Source organism: Ureibacillus sp. FSL K6-8385 (assembly GCF_038593155.1).
GTDB lineage: Bacteria > Bacillota > Bacilli > Bacillales_A > Planococcaceae > Ureibacillus > Ureibacillus terrenus.
On sequence record NZ_CP151968.1, the window covers coordinates 970,290 to 989,424 of the forward strand.

The 19,135-nt window shown below is 43.4% G+C and carries 20 protein-coding genes and 1 riboswitch; of the genes, 18 read left to right on the plus strand and 2 right to left on the minus strand.

Annotation, left to right across the window (positions count from 1 at the left end):
• The first annotated feature begins 13 nt into the window (after positions 1-13).
• The 14 genes from NST62_RS04690 (at position 14) to NST62_RS04755 (ending at position 14,092) form a co-directional block, all read left to right on the plus strand.
• On the plus strand, positions 14-748 hold the full coding sequence (locus NST62_RS04690) for a pseudouridine synthase (protein ID WP_141600966.1): 735 nt from the start codon (positions 14-16) through the stop codon (positions 746-748).
• 107 nt (positions 749-855) lie between these two features.
• Complete coding sequence (resA, locus tag NST62_RS04695; protein ID WP_141600965.1) at positions 856-1,389, plus strand: thiol-disulfide oxidoreductase ResA; 534 nt, start codon at positions 856-858, stop codon at positions 1,387-1,389.
• A 14-nt stretch (positions 1,390-1,403) separates the two neighbouring features.
• Complete coding sequence (locus NST62_RS04700; protein ID WP_141600964.1) at positions 1,404-3,056, plus strand: cytochrome c biogenesis protein ResB; 1,653 nt, start codon at positions 1,404-1,406, stop codon at positions 3,054-3,056.
• On the plus strand, positions 3,053-4,234 hold the full coding sequence (gene ccsB, locus NST62_RS04705; protein ID WP_141600963.1) for a c-type cytochrome biogenesis protein CcsB: 1,182 nt from the start codon (positions 3,053-3,055) through the stop codon (positions 4,232-4,234). The genes NST62_RS04700 and ccsB overlap by 4 nt, the downstream gene beginning before the upstream one ends.
• 161 nt (positions 4,235-4,395) lie before the next feature.
• Positions 4,396-5,112: a response regulator transcription factor gene (locus NST62_RS04710; protein WP_141600962.1), complete on the plus strand. Its 717-nt coding sequence runs from the start codon at positions 4,396-4,398 to the stop codon at positions 5,110-5,112.
• Positions 5,105-6,883: an ATP-binding protein gene (locus tag NST62_RS04715; protein WP_141600961.1), complete on the plus strand. Its 1,779-nt coding sequence runs from the start codon at positions 5,105-5,107 to the stop codon at positions 6,881-6,883. The genes NST62_RS04710 and NST62_RS04715 overlap by 8 nt, the downstream gene beginning before the upstream one ends.
• A gap of 195 nt (positions 6,884-7,078) precedes the next feature.
• A complete protein-coding gene (locus NST62_RS04720; RefSeq protein ID WP_141600960.1) occupies positions 7,079-7,612 on the plus strand; it encodes an RNA polymerase sigma factor SigX in 534 nt (177 codons plus the stop codon).
• Positions 7,602-8,801, plus strand: coding sequence for a hypothetical protein (locus NST62_RS04725; protein ID WP_141600959.1), 1,200 nt, complete (start codon positions 7,602-7,604; stop codon positions 8,799-8,801). The genes NST62_RS04720 and NST62_RS04725 overlap by 11 nt, the downstream gene beginning before the upstream one ends.
• 142 nt (positions 8,802-8,943) lie before the next feature.
• Positions 8,944-9,079, plus strand: a riboswitch (FMN riboswitch).
• A 209-nt stretch (positions 9,080-9,288) separates the two neighbouring features.
• Entirely contained in the window at positions 9,289-9,870 is a 582-nt protein-coding gene (locus NST62_RS04730) for an ECF transporter S component (protein ID WP_141600958.1), read from the plus strand.
• Positions 9,871-9,990: 120 nt separating this feature from the next.
• Positions 9,991-10,641, plus strand: coding sequence for a TlpA disulfide reductase family protein (locus NST62_RS04735; RefSeq protein ID WP_141600957.1), 651 nt, complete (start codon positions 9,991-9,993; stop codon positions 10,639-10,641).
• A 229-nt stretch (positions 10,642-10,870) separates the two neighbouring features.
• The gene (locus NST62_RS04740; protein WP_087959845.1) at positions 10,871-11,428 is read left to right on the plus strand and encodes a DUF6431 domain-containing protein; all 558 of its coding nucleotides are present in this window, start codon (positions 10,871-10,873) and stop codon (positions 11,426-11,428) included.
• 140 nt (positions 11,429-11,568) lie between these two features.
• A complete protein-coding gene (locus tag NST62_RS04745; protein WP_099232911.1) occupies positions 11,569-12,822 on the plus strand; it encodes an IS481 family transposase in 1,254 nt (417 codons plus the stop codon).
• On the plus strand, positions 12,815-13,615 hold the full coding sequence (locus NST62_RS04750; RefSeq protein WP_087959892.1) for an AAA family ATPase: 801 nt from the start codon (positions 12,815-12,817) through the stop codon (positions 13,613-13,615). Before NST62_RS04745 ends, NST62_RS04750 begins: the two co-directional genes overlap by 8 nt.
• 264 nt (positions 13,616-13,879) lie before the next feature.
• Positions 13,880-14,092, plus strand: a complete 213-nt coding sequence (locus NST62_RS04755) for a cupin domain-containing protein (RefSeq protein ID WP_342463183.1) — start codon at positions 13,880-13,882, stop codon at positions 14,090-14,092.
• Between the two features lie 93 nt (positions 14,093-14,185).
• On the opposite strand, the gene fabI is transcribed toward NST62_RS04755, so the two are convergent.
• A complete protein-coding gene (fabI, locus tag NST62_RS04760) occupies positions 14,186-14,962 on the minus strand; it encodes an enoyl-ACP reductase FabI (protein ID WP_141600955.1) in 777 nt (258 codons plus the stop codon).
• A gap of 223 nt (positions 14,963-15,185) precedes the next feature.
• On the opposite strand from fabI, the gene NST62_RS04765 reads away from it, so the two are divergent.
• Both NST62_RS04765 and NST62_RS04770 read left to right on the plus strand, forming a co-directional pair.
• Positions 15,186-15,512: a PadR family transcriptional regulator gene (locus tag NST62_RS04765; protein ID WP_141600954.1), complete on the plus strand. Its 327-nt coding sequence runs from the start codon at positions 15,186-15,188 to the stop codon at positions 15,510-15,512.
• Positions 15,509-16,183, plus strand: a complete 675-nt coding sequence (locus NST62_RS04770) for a DUF1129 family protein (protein ID WP_141600953.1) — start codon at positions 15,509-15,511, stop codon at positions 16,181-16,183. The genes NST62_RS04765 and NST62_RS04770 overlap by 4 nt, the downstream gene beginning before the upstream one ends.
• Before the next feature lie 59 nt (positions 16,184-16,242).
• Here the strand turns inward: NST62_RS04770 and NST62_RS04775 are convergent, their stop codons facing one another.
• On the minus strand, positions 16,243-16,491 hold the full coding sequence (locus NST62_RS04775; protein WP_141600952.1) for a ferredoxin: 249 nt from the start codon (positions 16,489-16,491) through the stop codon (positions 16,243-16,245).
• A 110-nt stretch (positions 16,492-16,601) separates the two neighbouring features.
• Here NST62_RS04775 and NST62_RS04780 point away from each other — a divergent pair, with 110 nt between their 5' ends.
• Together NST62_RS04780 and NST62_RS04785 are read left to right on the plus strand one after the other, a co-directional pair.
• On the plus strand, positions 16,602-17,642 hold the full coding sequence (locus NST62_RS04780; RefSeq protein ID WP_141600951.1) for a helix-turn-helix domain-containing protein: 1,041 nt from the start codon (positions 16,602-16,604) through the stop codon (positions 17,640-17,642).
• On the plus strand, positions 17,633-19,075 hold the full coding sequence (locus NST62_RS04785) for an ATP-dependent DNA helicase RecQ (RefSeq protein WP_141600950.1): 1,443 nt from the start codon (positions 17,633-17,635) through the stop codon (positions 19,073-19,075). Before NST62_RS04780 ends, NST62_RS04785 begins: the two co-directional genes overlap by 10 nt.
• Positions 19,076-19,135 lie beyond the last annotated feature (60 nt).

Genomic DNA, 19,135 nt, shown 5'->3' on the forward strand with positions numbered 1-19,135 from the left:
GGGGTGAGTCATCTTGGAAAGGCTTCAGAAAGTGATTGCACAAGCGGGAATTACTTCAAGGAGAAAAGCGGAAGAACTGATTTTGGAAGGCAAAGTGAAAGTCAACGGCGAGGTGGTTACGCAGCTGGGGACAAAGGTTTCCGCAACGGATGTCATTGAAGTAAACGGAATCAAAGTGGAGAGGGAACAGAAAGTTTATTTTCTCTTTTATAAACCGAGGGGGGTCGTATCCACCGTTTCGGATGACCGGGGAAGAAAAACCGTTCTGGATTTTTTCAAAGGCTATGTGGAACAAAGAATTTTTCCTGTCGGCCGGCTTGATTATGACACATCAGGCCTTTTGCTATTGACGAACGACGGGGAATTTGCCAATTTAATGACCCATCCAAAATATAAGATCGAAAAGACTTATATCGCGCGGCTGAAAGGAATTCCAAGTTTTGAAGACATAAAAAAGCTTCGGAAAGGAATTATGCTGGAAGACGGCATGACGGCCCCGGCAAAGGTGGAATTGAAAAAAATCGATCGCAAGGCTAATAAAGCGATTTGCGAAATTACCATCCATGAAGGGAGAAACAGGCAAGTACGCCGCATGTTTGAGGCGATCGGGACACCTGTTGTGAAATTGAAACGGGAACGATTTGCCTTTCTTGATTTGAAAGGGTTGAACGCCGGAGAGTTTCGCGAATTAACCCCCCATGAAGTAAAACAGCTCCGGGTTTTGGCAGAGACGGGAAAAATCGGTTAGTACTACTATCATAGTGATAACCTTCAAAAACATTTCAAATTTATCCTTGAAATATTTGCTATAATGAAAGAGATTTTACTGATCTCTCCAAGGAGGATATCAATCATATGGACAAGAAAAAGAAGCGCATGGTGATCAGAGGGTTAATTCTCGGATTGTTGGCTTGTGCAATAATTTACACGATTTACAACTCTGCGACGAAAGACAAAGTGGAAGTTTTGCAGGATGGCGATAAGGCCCCGGATTTTGAATTGGTCGATTTGGAAGGAAATACCCACCGTTTATCCGATTACAAGGGACAAGGAGTCTTTTTGAACTTCTGGGGAACATGGTGCGAGCCTTGCAAAAAAGAAATGCCGGCCTTGGAACGCCAATATCAGCAATTTAAAGACCAGGGCGTGCAAGTGTTGGCAGTCAATATCGCCCAATCCAACTTCGAAGTCCAAAACTATGTCGATCAATTACATCTCACATTTCCGGTGGTCATCGATAAAACAAAAAGCGTCATGCAAGCCTATAATGTTGGACAATTGCCTGCATCTTTTCTGATTGATCCGGAAGGAAAAGTGAAAAGAATTCCTCCTGGTGAATTGTCTGAACAGCAAATTCAAACTTATATGGAGTCAATTAAGCCAGAATAGGAGTATTTCAAATTATGGAAAAAGTCAAATGCGTATGTGGCCATGAAAATCCATTCGGAACCAAGATTTGCGGAAAATGCGGCAGACCGTTGACGGAAGAGGCGAAAGCCCAAAAGGTGCTTGATATGAAATACGATGGATCGGCCATCCGTTCAAAAACTTATAACAAATCAATTATCGATAAAATTTGGAATTTCTTTTCCAGCGTAAAAGTAGGCGTATCGTTAATCGTCATTACTTTAATCGCTTCTTCCTTTGGTACATTTTTCCCTCAAAAATTTAATATCCAGGCGGCAACGGAAGCGGAAAAAGCGCTTTATTATGAACAAAACTACGGTACTCTTGGAAAACTCTATTATGAACTAGGTTTATCCGATCTCTATAATTCCTGGTGGTACCAAATTTTAGTGGGCCTATTGGCAATTTCCATTATTGTGGCGAGCCTTGACCGGGGCATTCCGCTTTATAAATCATTAAAAAATCAGAGAGTGAAGCGCCACGAAAGCTTCATGAAGAAACAGCGGATTGTCGCCCACGGACCCGTTACAGAGGGGGATGCTTCAAAAACCCTTGATTTAATTGCCGAGAAAATGTCAAAATTGCGCTATAAAGTGCGCCGTGATGGAAACGCTTTATTGGCGGAGAAAAACCGTTTCGCCCGATCAGGCCCATACATAAACCACTTGGGGCTTATTATCTTTTTGTTTGGCCTGATGCTCCGTTTTATTCCCGGATTCCATGTGGACGAGGCCATGTGGATCCGTGAAGGGGAAATCCGAGCAATACCGGGGATGGACGGTTATTACCTTGAAAATGAAAAATTTATTTTAGAAACGTATGATAATGAACCGACAAGAGCCCAAATAGAACAGGGAGTTTCCAAGATCGCCAAAAACTATCAATCGGATGTAAAGCTTTATAAGCAGCCTGAAGGGGCTGTTTTGGGCGACACGGAAAATCTGGATTTGGTGAAAGAGTATTCCATCCGGGTAAACCATCCTCTTAAATATGATGGGTATTCCATTTACCAGATGGATTATCGGTTAAATGAATTCAAATCGATGACTTTCGGGTTGACCAACAAGCAGTCTGGAGAGTCTCTCGGAACGTTGACCATTGATTTGACAAATCCGGAAAAAGAATATGTTTTAGGGGAAAACACAAAAGTCGAGATATTAAACTATTATCCTGATTTTTCCGGCTTAAAGGACGGGATTCCGCAAACGGCTTCCCAATATCCTAATAATCCGGCGTTTGTATTCAAAATGATTACTCCGGACAAGCCGGAAGGGGAGATCAGTTTCGTATCCATTGGTGCAGCACCTGTTGAAGCAGGAGATAATGAATATAAAATGACATTTAAAAATGTAGAAACAAGAAATGTGTCAGGATTGGCCATCAAAAAAGATGTAACCATCCCGATCTTGATTGTTGGCGGAATTGTTTTCTTGATTGGGCTAGCAATTGGTTCTTACTGGAATCATCGTCGCCTGTGGGTACAACAACTGGAAGACGGCACTCTTTTGCTTGCTGCTCATACAAACAAAAACTGGTTTGGTTTGAAAAAAGATTTAAATGTTGTAACGGAATATGCTCATTTACCTCAATATATCGACCAGCTTGAAGAGAATGATGAAACGAAAAGGGAAGGTGACGATGTCGAATGAGTCTTATTGATATAAGCAGCAATCTGCTGTTAATCGCATTTTTTGCATATATTTTAGGAACTGTGTTGATTGCGGGTTCCATCAAGCGGAATGATGGCGCAGCCAGCAGAGCGGAAAAATGGGGCAAAGCGGGTATTGTTGTAGCCGTTGTCGGGTTTATTGCACAACTGGGTTATTTCATCACCCGCTGGATTTATGCGGGACATGCTCCTGTCAGCAATATGTTCGAATTTACAACAGCATTTGGTATGTTTTTGGTGGGGGCGTTTTTGTTAATCTACTTTATTTATCGGGTCAAAACCCTTGGATTGGTGGCATTGCCAATCGCCATACTTTTTATTTCCTATGCGACGATGTTCCCGACGGATGTGACGCCGCTTGTTCCATCGTTGCAAAGCCATTGGTTGACTCTCCATGTCGTGACCGCGGCAATCGGGCAGGCGATCTTGGCCATCAGCGCGGTGGCTGGGCTTGTTTACCTATTGAAAGAAGTCGATCCGAAACAAAAATCAAAAGAACGTTTTTGGCTTGAAGCAATTTTATATCTTTTCGTCGTGATTATCGGATTTGTCGTTGTGACATTAACATTCCGCACCATGGGGTATGAGGCGGAGTTTACGTACGTTGATAAGAATGGCATGGAGGCGGAGATTGTTTATAATATGCCGGCATTGTTTGGCATGAACGAATATGAATTGAAAACGGACGGCGTAATGGAACCGTTAGTGGAATTGCCTCCATATATCAATGCGAAAAAATTGACAACAGTTGTCTGGTCATTTATCGCAGGTACGATTCTATACTTGCTTTACCGTTTCATTGTGCGCAAACGTATTTGCGAGCTGCTGAATCCTTTGGTGAAAAAAGTCAATACCAACCTAGTGGATGAAATTGGATACCGTTCTGTATTGATTGGATTCCCGGTTTTCACTCTGGGGGCTCTCGTCTTTGCCATGATTTGGGCACAGGAAGCATGGGGCCGATTCTGGGGCTGGGATCCAAAAGAAGTATGGGCTCTTATTACATGGCTTTTCTATGCAGCTTATCTGCATTTGCGCTTGTCGAAAGGATGGGAAGGCAGAAAATCTGCCTGGCTTGCATTAATCGGATTTGCCATCATCATCTTCAACTTGGTATTTGTCAACCTGGTGATTGCAGGTCTACATTCATATGCATAATTCCTATATACTTCAAATTTCGTGAATATATGACAAAATTTTAAGAATTTGTGAAAGGCCTTTCCTCTTTTGGGAAGGCCTTTCTTTATTTATCTTTAATTTTTTTTCATAAAATTGTACAATGTTTATAGTAGATAATGCAAAGAGAGGGGTTTTACATCGTGTCTGAAAAAGTGTCGATCTTGGTTGTAGATGATGAAGACAGAATTCGTCGTCTATTAAAGATGTATTTAGAACGGGAAGGATACGAGGTAGACGAGGCGGAAAACGGCGAAGTCGCTCTAAAAAAGGCGTTGGAAAAAGATTATCATTGCGTTATTTTAGATATCATGATGCCGGAGAAAGACGGTCTGCAAGTTTGTGAAGAATTAAGAGAAAAGAAATCAACGCCAATCATATTGTTAACAGCGAAAGGTGAAGAAGCAAACCGGGTGCAAGGTTTTGAATTAGGGGCGGATGACTATATTGTAAAACCGTTCAGTCCTCGGGAAGTCGTTTTGCGCGTGAAAGCGATTTTACGACGCTCCAGCGCATTGAATCAAGTGTCAAATACAACTGCATCGAGAGATATCGTCGTATTCCCTCATCTTACAATCGATAATGATGCACACCGTGTAACATGTGATGGACAAGAAGTGAACTTAACCCCTAAAGAATATGAATTGCTGTACTTCTTGGCTAAATCACCTGATAAAGTATTTGACCGGGAACAATTATTAAAAGAAGTATGGCATTATGATTTCTTCGGTGATTTGCGCACTGTCGATACGCATATCAAGCGCTTGCGAGAGAAATTGAATCGCGTATCTGACAAAGCTGCCAAAATGATTGTAACCGTATGGGGCGTAGGTTACAAGTTCGAGGTTATCAATGACTAGAATATGGAATAGTATTGTCGGGAAGCTATGGGCAACCATATTGCTTCTCGTTTCATTTGTGTTATTTATTTTCACGGTTGCCATGCTTGAATTTCTTGATGATTTTCATATTAAGCAAGCGGAAAGCTCGCTTAAGCAAGCGGCAACGACCATATCAAACATTGTTGCCCATACGGATATCGATCAAATTACCGATGAGTTATTGAAAGATTTGTTGAATGAAGATACCAATGCCATTATCGCCCTTAAGGACCATACGGTGATTTCCAGTTATCAATCCGGAAAAAATCAGGAAGAAATAAGGAAGGAATTATTGGAATCTGAAGAGTTCAAAAAAATCTTTGATTCCAATAAGCCGATCATTCGGCAAATGATTTTGCCATCCCAAACAGAAGAAGACAAGATGGAATCCTATTTTGTTTTGGGATACCCATTGTCAATAGAGAATGGAGTGCAGGGGGGATTGTTTATATTCCAGAACCCGACGGCACTTCATGAAACGACAAATCAAACAACGAAAATCGTCTTTCTTTCGGCCATAATCGCCTTTGTACTGACAACTTTCTTTGCCTTTTTCTTATCATCCAAAATTACTCAACCCCTTCGAAAAATGCGTGAATATGCTTTTGACATCGCCAAAGGAAAATTTGACGAACAGCTGCCGATGAATCAGAACGATGAAATCGGCCAATTGGCGGTGGCATTCAATCAAATGGGGCGGCAATTGAAGCATCATTTGGAAGTGATCAACCAAGAAAAAGAACAACTTTCCAGCATTCTGACATCGATGACGGATGCGGTGATTTCGTTTAACCGAGATAAAACCATTTTGTTGAGCAATCCTCCTGCGGAACGGCTATTACAGCGCTGGTTCATTCGAAACGGCATGGATAAGGAATTATTCTTGCCGGAAGAATTGTATGAAATGTTGGATCATGTTCTGAATTTTGAAGACAAGCTGGAGGAAGACCTGGAAATTGACGGTTCCTATTACCGGATCACCATCAGCCCGCTGAAAAGCAGCGGTCAGGCGATTCGCGGTGCCATCGCCGTCATCCGGGATATGACGGAACAGATTAAATTGGATAAATTGCGTTCGGACTTTATCGCCAATGTATCCCATGAATTGAGAACGCCGATTGCCATGTTGCAAGGTTATTCCGAGGCCATTATTGATGGAGTCGTTGAATCGGAAGAAGAGAAGAACGAAATGATCCGAATCATCTATGATGAATCCCAGCGGATGGGCCGTTTGGTTGCCGATTTGCTCGATTTGGCACGAATGGAATCCGGACATGAGACATTGGTGAAGGAAACCGTTCCAATCAACCCGGTTTTTGAACGGATTACCCAAAAATTCAGCCAAGTGGCGAAGGAAAATCATATTCATTTGAACTTCCATACAGAAATGCCGGATGATGCGGTAATCAATATCGATGAAGACAGAATCGAACAAGTGTTGACAAATTTGATCGACAACGCAATCCGCCATACGCCGGCAGATGGCAGTGTAACGGTATCGCTGCAACAAGAGTTGTCTTATTTGAAAGTTCAAGTGTCCGATACCGGGGAAGGAATTTCAAAAGAAGATCTGCCGTTTGTTTTCGAACGGTTCTATAAGGCGGATAAAGCAAGAACTCGCAACAAAAAAGTGGGTACAGGCCTAGGACTTGCCATCGTAAAAAATATTGTGGAAGCGCATAATGGGAATATACGGGTAGATAGTGAAGTCGGAAAAGGGACGACCTTTACATTCTATTTGCCGTTGTAAATGGTTAAGAATCCGTGGATACTCCAGGTAAAGAAGTTCAGAAAAGACAAAAAGCAAGTTTGTCCCCTATTTGGCCTGGAGTAGAAGCGGATTCTTTTTTGTTTCCGAAAAAAGTTTCTGCGGAAATCAGCTCAGGAAGTGAAACGTTTCGTTTTTTTAAACGACAAACTCAATAAGGGATCGAGGTGTCATGGATTGAAAGAATCCATATTCCATCGGCTGTATGATCATTATCATCAAGATGTGTTCCGTTTTTTGGTATTTTTAGTCAAGGACCGATCGGTCGCAGAAGACTTGTCCCATGAAGTCTATGTGCGCGTTTTAAAGTCGTACGAACGTTTTCAGGGGAAAAGTTCTGAAAAGACCTGGCTTTTTTCCATTGCAAAAAATGTGGCAATTGATTATTTCCGTAAGAAGGCTGTGCGTGCCACACGCTCCTATGATGCGTTTGACTGGGAAAAGGAACAACTTGTGTCCCCAATGAAATCACCGGAATTTTTTTTGGAATTAAACGATGAAACGAGGCAAGTATTGGGGGCTTTGGAAAAATGCACGGGGGACCAGCAATTGGTGATCATTATGCGATATTTCCAGGAATTGTCCATAGCGGAAACCGCTGCAATTCTAAATTGGACTGAAGGAAAAGTGAAAACGACCCAGCACCGGGCAATCAAACAATTGAGGGAGCTATTATCACAGAATAAGGAGGCGAAGCAACATGAATCATGAGGATTGGAATGACAAACGCATTGAAGAACTATTATCAAAAATTCCAAAAATTCATGATACCCGTTCGAAAGAAGAAGTATTTGAACGTTTAAAAAAGGACGGGATTTTTGAGGAAGAGCCTCCTGAGAAAAAGAAACATCATAAAATCATCCCGTGGATGATTGCGGCGTGTGCCGTAGTGTTTATTGCCATACTCCTTCCTTTGTTGATAAAAAATCCGGCGACTGACGAGACAACACAGCCTGAAGGCGCGTCAAATACGCCCCCGAATCAGGAGATGAAAACTTTTGATTATAATCAAAAGGGGCAACAGGAACAATTGGATTCATCAATTACAACGATGGCGGATTTGAAAACGGCCGTTTATCCGGAAGAATTGGAAGGAAACACCCTTTTCCGGATTGGTCTTGCAAGCGACGACGCGGACAGCATTCCGGTGACCATTTTAATTCCGAATACACAGATTCTAAGAGATTTCGGGAAATCCGATCCGACTCAAGTAGAACTTTATAATGTTTATGCATCCCGTTTGAACGAAAGGCTATTAGGATTTATGGAATATCACCCATATGCGGGGGAAATCAGTGAACGGGGTGATACCGTAGTCCATAAATTGCCGGAAAATCATCCATATGATACGGCTTCCGCAACCCTTTCGACCTATTACGCTTCTTTGATTGATACTTTTACGGATTATAGAAAAATCGAATTTGTCGATGAAAATAATCAGCCGTTGATATTCAAGGAAGTGGGGGAAGAGTACCCGCTCCAAATGGGTCCGGAAACGCGGCAATATGCGTATTTTAAATATGTTCAAAATGACGGGTCTGAGTTTCTGGCGCCAAATTTTAGAGAAACGTTCCCGACGGTTGAACAAGCGATGGAAGCATTGAAAACCAGCACAAACGATATTTATCGCTCCGTCATTCTGCCGAATGCTGATTATTCTGCAGTTGAAAGCAACGGGGTTGTGAGGGTTACGTTTTCCAACCCTTTGGATTTATCCAATTATAACCAGGTGGAAGCGATGCAAATGATTGAAGGGATGTTGTTGACGGCAGCAGGATTTGGCAAGTCCGTGCAATTTGAAAACATCGTGCAATCGGATTGGCAAGGCTTTGATTTTAGAAAGCCGTTGCCGATTCCGGCGGGTCCAAATAAATTGCCCTATACGGTTTTAATGAATTAAAAATGCTTATGTTTTGAAAGTGCGATTACGGATCAGAAGGTTTTAGGACAATAAGAGAAAAAAGTATTCAAAATATTTCTAATTAATTCCTTTACAAATACTCGGAATTCTCCTATAATAGGATTAAATTTAATAAGGATTAAATCATCTTCGGGGCAGGGTGAAATTCCCGACCGGCGGTGTTAGAACTTCGCGTTCTTAAGCCCGCGAGCTCTTTATGAGCAGGATTTGGTGAGATTCCAAAGCCGACAGTATAGTCTGGATGGGAGAAGATGGTACAGTCGTTTCGTTATGTGTGTTTTTGCACATGGCTTGCTTTCTATTGGCTTTTTTGCTTGGTCCAATAGACAAATTATTATGGTCATGTGTTGTCACATGTTGTACATTTTCTCCCTTATGCATGTTTGCATAAGGGATTTTTAATTGCAACGAAGCCGACTAGTACCTTTCTTCTTGCGATGAAATAAGCAAAGAGGAGAGAGTGCTGATGAACAAAATGAAATTGAAATCTTTCATAACAATCGCGATGCTTTCGAGCATTTCCTGCATTTTAATGTTTTTGAACTTTCCGTTGCCGTATTTTCCTGTGTTTTTGGAAATTGATTTCAGCGATGTCCCTGCATTGATTGCGGCAATTATAATGGGACCTGTCGCCGGCATTATTGTGGAACTGATCAAAAATATATTGAATTGGATTTTTATCGGTGCACCTACGGGGGTGCCGGTAGGACATATAGCGAATTTCACGACTGGACTCCTTTTCATTTTGCCGGTCTATTATCTTTATAAAAAATCCGGCTCCTTAAAAGGTTTAATGATGGGGCTGATTGCCGGCACATTCACAATGGCCATCGGGATGAGCATTTTAAATTACGTCGCGTTTCTGCCAATGTACACATATTTTCTTGGAATGGGCGGATTTGACGCAAAAGAAATGATTGTTCTTGGCATCCTGCCGTTTAATTTCATAAAAGGAATCATGTTGATGGTGCTTGTGATGATGCTGTTCAGAACGATGAGAAGATGGATTGAAAACCAAAGAGCCCAATATTTGCTTCAAAAACAATAGAGTAAAGAAGACGGGGAAATCCCGTCTTTTATTTTTGGCAATTTTAAAATTTGTGCACATGGTACTACTTGATAAAGGGATACATATAGTTGTTAAGAGAAAGGTTATAAGGATGGTGTGATGGAAAGAACGAGACGGTCCATTTTCTTTTTTTTGTTATTGATTTGCGCATTCGTATGGACAATCTATTCCCACTTCATCAAGGGTGAAAAAGGAAGAGAGGAGACTTTCACGGAAGAAGAGTTCATCGATTTTTTGTATCAAAATTTAGGATTAGAGGAGCCGCATGATCGTGAAACCTTGGAAGAAACGGATGGCCATCATCATGATGGGCAATTGGAAACCGCTTTTCATTCAGCGGATTTTGAGGCAAAAAATTTCCAACTGAGAACTTTGAAAAACGATACCATTCGATTATCCGATTTGAAAGGAAAACAAATTTTAATCAACTTTTGGACGAGCTGGTGCCCTCCATGCAAAGAAGAAATGCGCCAGTTGAGCGAATTCTATGAACAATATGCGAAAAAACGCAATATCGAAATTTTGGCAATCAATGTTACCGATCAGGAATGGTCGAAGGATGACGTAAAAAAGTTTGCCGCCCAATATCAATTGAAGTTTCCGGTTTTGCTGGATGAGACAGGGGAAGTATCTGAGAGTTATCAAATCATGACAATTCCCACGAGTTTTATCATCAACGAAGAAGGGAAGGTTACAGAAAAAATAGTCGGCCCGGTCACAAAAGACATGTTATCGAAAAGATTTCAGTAAACAATATGTTTTATAATAGAAAGAAATGGATTGGAGGAATATTGGATGAAAGTCATTTCAACACCATATGTACTTGATGTAAATTATCACTTTATTTCGGAACAAAAGAGCCATTTTTTTGCACATTCCTTCAGAAAGCCCTCTCCCCTTTTCTGAAAGAATGTGCTAAATTTTTTGTGAATTATTTCGGAAGAGAAAATCCATCGGTTCATAGGAGGGGGAGAAGGACGTGATTCAATTTCATGACTTTGGCATTGACGTCCAAACGTATGCAGAGCGTGGAAAAGAAAACGACTTCCCTCTTCTGAAAAAGTGTCCGCATTGCCGGGCCAAGCGCCCGTTGCACCGCCACGGTTACTATGAGCGAAACGCATTGACCCCACATGGTGATTATCGCATTTGGATTGTCCGGTATCGCTGTCGGGAATGCTTGAAGACGGTGAGTGTGCTGCCTTCCTTTCTCCTCCCGTATTTTCAGTATACGTTGTCCGCCATATGGCAAGTCGTGAAAGAGCAGTTGGGATTGACCGAGGGGACGAACCGGGCTCCGTTTCTCCCGACAAAGGACGGCATCATCTTTTATGTCCGGCGGTTCTGCCGAAACCTATCAAACCTTCACAGCTTTTTTGCGAGGCGGTGGAGGATCATAGGCCCTATCGTGAAAAAAGAAAAGGAACGGGCTTCCTGGTGGATCCGGACGTTGGAGAAACACGGTCTCTATTCGGTCATCAGAGACATGTGGGAGGACGGATTCCGACACCCTTTTGCGAATCAAATGGGATCCTGATTTTACATACATATCCTAAATTGGAAATAGTTGAGGTTCCCACAAACCTTTCCTATCGACGGAGAAAAAGCGATCCGGTACGATAAGGGCAGACGGACCGGAACGGTCCTGATTCCAAGTGAGACAAGGAGGAGATTCGAATGGATGAGTCGATGAGACACGACATTGCCCTGTTTCGGTACGGGCTAATCGCTCCGTTGGTGAATGGGCAGGTGGAACCGAAGACGTATCTGAAAGAGGTGAGCGAGCGAGTGCACCATGTTCCCCACCAGGGCGACAAACGAATCGCAGCCAAGACGATCCTCGATTGGTGCACCCGATACAAAAAAGGGGGCTTTGACGCCTTAAAGCCGAAGCGCCGTTCGGACCGCGGCCACTCAAGGCGTCTGTCGCCCGATGATGAGGATCATATTTTAGCCCTAAGAAAAGAACATCCCACCATGCCCGTGACGGTGTTCTACGAACACCTGATCGAGCAGGGGGAAATCCCAGAAAATCATACCTCTTACTTTACTATATACCGATTGTTGAAAAAACACAACCTTGTCGGGAAAGAAATCTTGCCCATGCCGGAGCGAAAGCGCTTTGCGTATGACCAGATCAATGAGCTTTGGCAAGGGGACTTATCCCATGGACCAACGATTCGAGTCAATGGGAAAGCCCAGAAAACGTTTTTGATCGCCTATATCGATGACTGCTCGCGGTTTGTGCCGTACGCGCAGTTTTTCCCTTCGGAGAAGTTTGACGGGCTGCGGATCGTCACGAAGGAAGCGGTGCTTCGTTGCGGGAAGCCGAAGCGCATTTACTCGGACAACGGGAAAATTTATCGATCCGAGGTGCTGCAGTATGCGTGCGCCGAGATGGGAATTACGCTCATCCACACCCAGCCGTATGACCCGCAAAGCAAAGGGAAAATCGAACGGTTCTTCCGCACCGTACAGACGCGGTTTTATCCGCTGCTGGAGTTGGATCCCCCGAAGTCGCTCGAAGAGCTGAACGAGCGCTTTTGGAGGTGGCTTGAAGAGGAGTATCATCGAAAACCGCACGCCTCGCTGGACGGAAAAACGCCGCATGAGGTGTTTCAATCGCAAGTGCATCTCGTGTCGTTCATCGAAGATGGCGATTGGCTGGATGCGATTTTTCTGAAGCGGGAGCACCGCAAGGTCAAAGCCGATGGAACGATCACCTTGAACAAGCAGCTGTATGAAGTGCCGCCCCGGTTCATTGGGCAATCGATTGAACTCCGCTATGACGAACGGGGCGTCTATGTGTACGAAGATGGAAGGAAGGTGGCGGAGGCCGTTCGGGTTCGTTTGGAGGACAACGCCTATGTAAAACGCCATCGGTCCCCGTTTGCGGCGATTCCGGCGAAGGAGGGAGAACACGGTGTATAAATCGTTTTACTCCCTTTCGCGGGAGCCGTTTGCGAAAGAAACAGACCCGTCCGAGGCGTATCAAGGGGCGCCGTTTCAGGAAGCGTTGCGGGCGCTGGAGTACGTGAAACGAACCCGGGGGATCGGGCTGTTAATCGGAGAGCCAGGGGCGGGCAAGACGTTCGCCCTTCGGGCGCTGAAAGAGTCATTGAATCCATCATTGTATCATGTCGTCTACTTTCCGTTATCCACCGGAGGCGTGATGGATTTTTACCGTGGTTTGGCCTTGGGATTAGGAGAGGAACCGAAGTACCGCAAGGTAGACCTCTTCCGCCAAATCCAGCAGGCGATCGAGCGATTGTATCATGAACGGCGGATCACGCCGGTGTTCATTTTGGACGAGATGCATTTAGCGAAGGATGCATTTTTACAGGACATCGCGATCTTGTTCAACTTTGAGATGGATTCGACCAACCCATTTGTCTTGATTTTGGCCGGGCTGCCCCATTTACAGGGGAAGCTGCGGCTCAATCAGCACCGCCCTCTCGACCAGCGGATCATCATGCGATACCGGATGGGGCCGCTGGAGAAGGAAGAGGTGGCGGGCTACATCGAACATCGGATGAAACAGGCCGGGGCGAAGCATCCGATCTTCACCCCATCGGCGTTAGAGTCGATTGCCCTGCAGTCGCGGGGATGGCCTCGGGTGATCAACACGTTGGCCACGACGTGCCTGTTATACGGGTACCAGCTGAAAAAGGACGCCATTGACGAAGAAATGGTGCGCATGGCCGCAGAGGAAATGGGGTATTAGCACGAAAGGGGCCGAATCGGCCTCTTTTGTGCTTTCTCTTTTCCATCGATCCATCAGGCGCGCTGGAAATCTTCATCTGAAAGAGCGTGCAAACGTTCCGAAAGAATGTGCAAAATCCGGAACAATCCGCAAAAATTTTGCACATTATTTCCGAATCCGCCTGAAATAATTTGAAAAAGGGATTCTGAAATAATGTGCTAGTTTACACTTGAAGAGAAAAACAAGCAAGTCGGAAAAGTCCTCGACATAGAAAAAGCGCAAGTGATGAACATTCAGCTGAAATCCGGCGAGTCGATTCCGTCCCATTTCGCCGACGGGGATGTGTTAATCATTGTCCGCAGAGGGACAGTGGAATTTACAGTGGAAGAAGAAACGGTTGAATTGACGAATGAAACATTGCTGCACATGGAACCGAAAGAAAAGCACAGCTTAATTGCAAAACATGATGCCGACATTATTGTTGTAAAAATGAAATAAAGGTTTTGGACGGCAATAGTTTCAATCGATAAAAAAACAACATTTTCTCACAAGAGAAAATGTTGTTTTATTTTTGTTCCATTCAGTTTATCATTATCCCATAATATGGTAACCGGAGTCGACGTATACCGTTTCCCCTGTCACGCCGCGGGAAAGATCACTGAGGAGCACAACCGTCATATCTCCAACTTCTTCTTTATTTGTGTTGCGTTTTAATGGTGAAACTTCTTCATAACGATGCAAAGCTTCATTAAAGCTTGGAACGCCTTTTGCCGCCAGCGTCCGGATCGCTCCGGCAGAAATGGCATTGACGCGGATGCCTTCTTTTCCTAAGTCTGCAGCCAAATAACGGACGGATGCTTCCAAAGCGGCTTTCGCAACGCCCATGACGTTATATCCTTCAAGAACCCGTTCTGCCCCCAGATAAGACATGGTTACGATCGAGCCGCCTTCCGTCATAAATGGCCGCGCAGCTCTTGTCACCGCGATCAGGGAATAAGCGCTAGTATCCAATGCGAAGGCAAATCCTTCACGGGAAGTTTCCACAAAACGGTTTTTTAAATCTTCAGCATGGGCAAAAGCGACAGAATGCACAATTCCGTGGATGACGCCGAACTGTTCGCCGATTTGCCCGAATGCTGTCTGGATGGATTCATCGCTGTTGACATCGCATTGAATGACGGCCGTTTTTTTCTCTTTGTAGTCTTCCAAAAGTTTTTCTATTTTTGCTTTTGAGCGGTCTTTCCGATACGTAAAAATGACGTTTGCTCCAACTTCCAACAGCTTTTTCGCCGCTCCCCAGGCAATGCTTCTTTCATTAGCAACTCCCATGACAACAATATTTTTATCCTTTAAATTTAATACATCCATGGACTTGACTCCTTTAACATCAGTTATTAGCACCAACTACTAAAATATTAACAGCAATTGCAAGAAAAATCAATAATAACTATTGACAACTATTTTGCAATACAATATAGTGAAAATAGATACTTTGTAATGCAAGGTAGATAACCGGTCAATATCTTGCAATGCAAGATATTTCGTTGGAATATGATTCCTGATTCTCATCACTAAATGCGGGGTGACATATTTGTCCATACGAAGCCAGTTGTTAAAAGGGGTTCTGGATGGCTGTATTTTGGCAATTATCGAAAAATACGAAGTTTATGGCTATGAGCTTTCGAAAAAACTGGAACAGGCCGGTTTGGCGGTCAGTGAAGGGACCATTTATCCGGTATTGTTGCGCCTTCAAAAAAATGGATTTATTGTCGGCGAAATGAGGGCTTCCGATTCGGGGCCCGACCGCAAATATTATTTCATTACCGAAAAGGGAAAAGAGGCGCTCAAGGAAATCCGGAAAGAATGGAAAGTTTTGTCTTCATCTATTGAAACAATATTAGGGAGTGATGAAACATGAAAATTCCGATAAAGGAACTGATTCAACAAAACAATGAAAAAAGGGAGCTGTTATTGCCCGAAAATAAAAAATATTATGAAGATTTACTTGTATACATCCGTGCGAATTTATCGAAGGATGAACGGGCTGTGGAAGAAGTGTTGCTTGAGATGCTGGATCATTTATTGGAGGCGCAGAAAGAAGGAAAAACGGCGGAAACAGTGTTCGGGAAAAATCCGAAAGAGTTGGCGGATGAAATTCTTGCCGCTTTGCCGAAAGAATCATGGAAACATCAAATGGAATTTGCCTTAGAAATTTTGTTTACGTTTTTTGGCTGGTACTTCGCAATCGTAGGATTGTTTCCCCTTTTTAAGAAAGAAGACCAGACCGTTTATGCCGGAACTTTAATCGTATCCGGTATCCTCCTTGTTGGAGCGATTGTAATGTTCATCTATATTGTTTTAAAAATATTAAAGAATGGAACCTTCCGGGAACAAAAAAAGAGAAAAGGCATCACAATATTATATTCCATTATTGCCGGCGGGTTGTTTGCGCTCGGTCTGATCGTGAAATTTGCGGTTCCGCCTTTCGGGCCGACATTTGAAGTTTCTTATTATACAGTATTTGGAATGGGCTGCTTCTTGCTGCTTGCTTCTTACCTATTAAAGAAAATGCGGGAACAAAATGCATAGAAACAATTCATGCCGAAACGAAGAAAGGTGCATCCTGGAGCGATGCACCTTTTTTTATTTTATTCAAATTTCAAAGGGTCGCCATCAAAAGGTTCGTCTGCCACTTTGATGGAATCTGTCGGGCAGCCTTCAAAAGCATCCTGCATATCTTCCAGCAAATCTTCTGGTACTTCCGCAGTCCCCGTGTTATTATCTAAAATAACATAGGCAATGCCTTCATCATCGTAATCATAAATATCCGGGGCGGCCGCACCACAAGCGCCGCATGCGATGCATGTATCTTTATCTACAATTGTATATTTTGGCATATTATAATCTCTCCTTTATCTATCGGGCTTCCATGTTAAAGCTTCTATATTATTCTAAATCTGTTTATAGGACTTTTCAACATTAAGACCATAAAATTGGAGGTTCTGATTTGATATTTCGGTATTTAGTCTTAGATATTTTAAAAATTCTACAAAAAGAACGGACCATTTCTTCCCCGTATCATCTGCTGAAAGGAAAACGTTCCGGACAAACGATACAGGATGTGGGCATCTTCCGCTTGCATCCATACTTTGGCATTCTTCCAAAACTTTCAAGAAATAAATATGATGAAGAAATTCAAAATCTTGTTGAACAACATTTCATCCACATAACAAAGAAGAGTTTTCAACTGACCGAAAAGGGATTACGGTTTCTCCGGCAACATGAGCCTTTGCCTTTAAACGGCTGGCAATATAGGGGAAATGAACATATTTTTTTCTCAAGGCTCTCTTTAATCGTACAAAGCTTATCCCATGCGCGGGAAGAAGTGATGTCCTTTAATCCGATCCAAAAGGATGAAAGCGTACAGCAATGGGTTCGGAGTTTTTTAATAAAAAATCATTACAAATCAGGTCTTCTCGCCCATAATCTGTACGATGAAATGTTGCAAAGCCTGGGAAGAGCCAAAATCAGCGAGCAGGCAAAGGAAATTGTGGTAAAGCGCTTAACCGGCATCCGTATGCCCGGCTTCACCTGGGAGCAAATCAGCAGGGAATTGGAGATGCCTGAATTGGATGTCCAGATCATGTATGTGGCTTGCCTTCACCAATGGCTCAATGAAATTTTGGTTGGCAAAGGGCAATATCCATATTTATTTGAGATGGCTCAAGATATCCGGGTGGAGGTTCCTTTGACGGAATCTGCCTACCATACGGTTCTTCTTTTCAGGCAAGGATATTCGATTGAGCAAATCAGCCGAATTCGGAAATTAAAGAAAAGCACAATTGAAGACCATTTGGTTGAGTTGGCCATCAACGATCCGTCGTTCCCGATCGAACGATTTATCAAAAGGGAAGATATAGAACAAGTGCTCAAAGCGGTTCAACATTACCAGTCAAAAAAATTGAAATTCCTTCACGAGGCATTGCCCCATTTATCATATTTTCAATTGCGCCTTGCATTGGTAAGAGGTGAAACGGTATGCAATTAGAACAGCTGCTGCAAAAACATTTCGGCTACCCATCATTCCGGCCCGGCCAAAAGGAAGTGATCGAACAATTATTAAATGGAAGGGATACCATTGCTTTGCTTCCGACCGGCATGGGGAAATCCCTATGTTACCAGCTGCCGGCATACATATTGAACAAACCGGTATTAATTATTTCTCCTCTGCTTTCCCTTATGCAGGACCAGGTGGACCAAATGAAACAGTTTGGAGAGAAACGGGCAGTCGCCCTCAATTCTTTTTTGAACCGGCAGCAAAAACAGCATGTCATGAATTCTTTGCACAACTTTCGTTTTATTTTTATTTCACCGGAAATGCTGGTGCAGCCGCAGGTCAAAAACAGGCTGAACCAATTGGAACTGGCGCTCATTGTTGTGGATGAGGCCCATTGCATTTCCCAATGGGGGTTCGATTTTCGCCCGGATTATCTGAAAATCGGGGACGTATTGAAAGAAAACCGTCCTCCGGTTTTGGCCTTGTCTGCGACAGCGACGGAAAAGGTGCTTGAAGACATACGCCGATTTTTAAAGATGAAAGAACCGTTTGAATATATTCATTCCGTCGATCGTCCCAATATCCGATATGGCAAAAAAATCTTTCCATCAAAAGAAGAAAAAACGCAATGGCTTCTGAACCATGTATCCCATACGCAAGGGCCGGGCATCATCTATACCCGTTCCAGAAAAAGAACGGATGAAATCGCATCGCTCTTATTGGAACTCGGTCTTTCCGCTTCATCTTATCATGGCGGCAAAGATGCGGAAGACCGCCAATTTATCCAGCAGCAATTTATAGAGGGCGCTTTGGATTGGATCGTTGCTACAAACGCTTTTGGCATGGGAGTTCATAAAGCGGATGTGCGGCAAATCATCCATGATACGATGCCATCAAACGTGGCGGATTACATGCAGGAAGTTGGAAGGGCCGGCCGTGACGGGAAGGATGCCGTTGCCATTCTGCTGTACTCAGATGGGGACGAAGAAGTGGTCCGTTTCATTGCGGGGGAAGACTTGCCGAATGAAGCCCAGATGGAGTTATACGATGAATACGTGAGAAGAAACATACATCCGAAAGAAATGATGCACAATGGGTTGATTTCGGAAACATCTTTTCGGGTGCTGCACTATTGGATGGGCCTTTATCCAAAAGAACAAGTGAAATCGATTTTCCGGCAAATGGTCATGGAGAAATACCGCTCCATCAATGACATGTTATCCATTATTAAAAGCGAAGGATGCATTCGGGAGCAGCTGGTGCATTACTTCGGGCAAAAGCTGGAGCGAAAACCGGAACATTGTTGCGAACATTGCGGAATCGATTATGGAGAGTTCCTATTGCCAAGGACAGAAACCCATTTGAAGAAAAAAACATTTACATGGCAGATCAGGTTGCGACAAATTTTGCTGGGAACTGACTGAAAATATAACAATATTCTTATTTCCGGCAAAAATCTCTGAAAATAGAAAGGCCCCCTCATT

Coding starts and splice junctions, on each gene's coding strand:
- NST62_RS04770 (WP_141600953.1), top strand. CDS start 15,509: ATGAAAATTCCGATAAAGGAACTGATTCAACAAAACAATGAAAAAAGG.
- ccsB (WP_141600963.1), top strand. CDS start 3,053: ATGAGTCTTATTGATATAAGCAGCAATCTGCTGTTAATCGCATTTTTT.
- resA (WP_141600965.1), top strand. CDS start 856: ATGGACAAGAAAAAGAAGCGCATGGTGATCAGAGGGTTAATTCTCGGA.
- NST62_RS04730 (WP_141600958.1), top strand. CDS start 9,289: ATGAACAAAATGAAATTGAAATCTTTCATAACAATCGCGATGCTTTCG.
- NST62_RS04745 (WP_099232911.1), top strand. CDS start 11,569: ATGGATGAGTCGATGAGACACGACATTGCCCTGTTTCGGTACGGGCTA.
- NST62_RS04715 (WP_141600961.1), top strand. CDS start 5,105: ATGACTAGAATATGGAATAGTATTGTCGGGAAGCTATGGGCAACCATA.
- fabI (WP_141600955.1), bottom strand. CDS start 14,962: ATGGATGTATTAAATTTAAAGGATAAAAATATTGTTGTCATGGGAGTT.
- NST62_RS04775 (WP_141600952.1), bottom strand. CDS start 16,491: ATGCCAAAATATACAATTGTAGATAAAGATACATGCATCGCATGCGGC.
- NST62_RS04735 (WP_141600957.1), top strand. CDS start 9,991: ATGGAAAGAACGAGACGGTCCATTTTCTTTTTTTTGTTATTGATTTGC.
- NST62_RS04755 (WP_342463183.1), top strand. CDS start 13,880: ATGAACATTCAGCTGAAATCCGGCGAGTCGATTCCGTCCCATTTCGCC.
- NST62_RS04785 (WP_141600950.1), top strand. CDS start 17,633: ATGCAATTAGAACAGCTGCTGCAAAAACATTTCGGCTACCCATCATTC.
- NST62_RS04725 (WP_141600959.1), top strand. CDS start 7,602: ATGAATCATGAGGATTGGAATGACAAACGCATTGAAGAACTATTATCA.
- NST62_RS04700 (WP_141600964.1), top strand. CDS start 1,404: ATGGAAAAAGTCAAATGCGTATGTGGCCATGAAAATCCATTCGGAACC.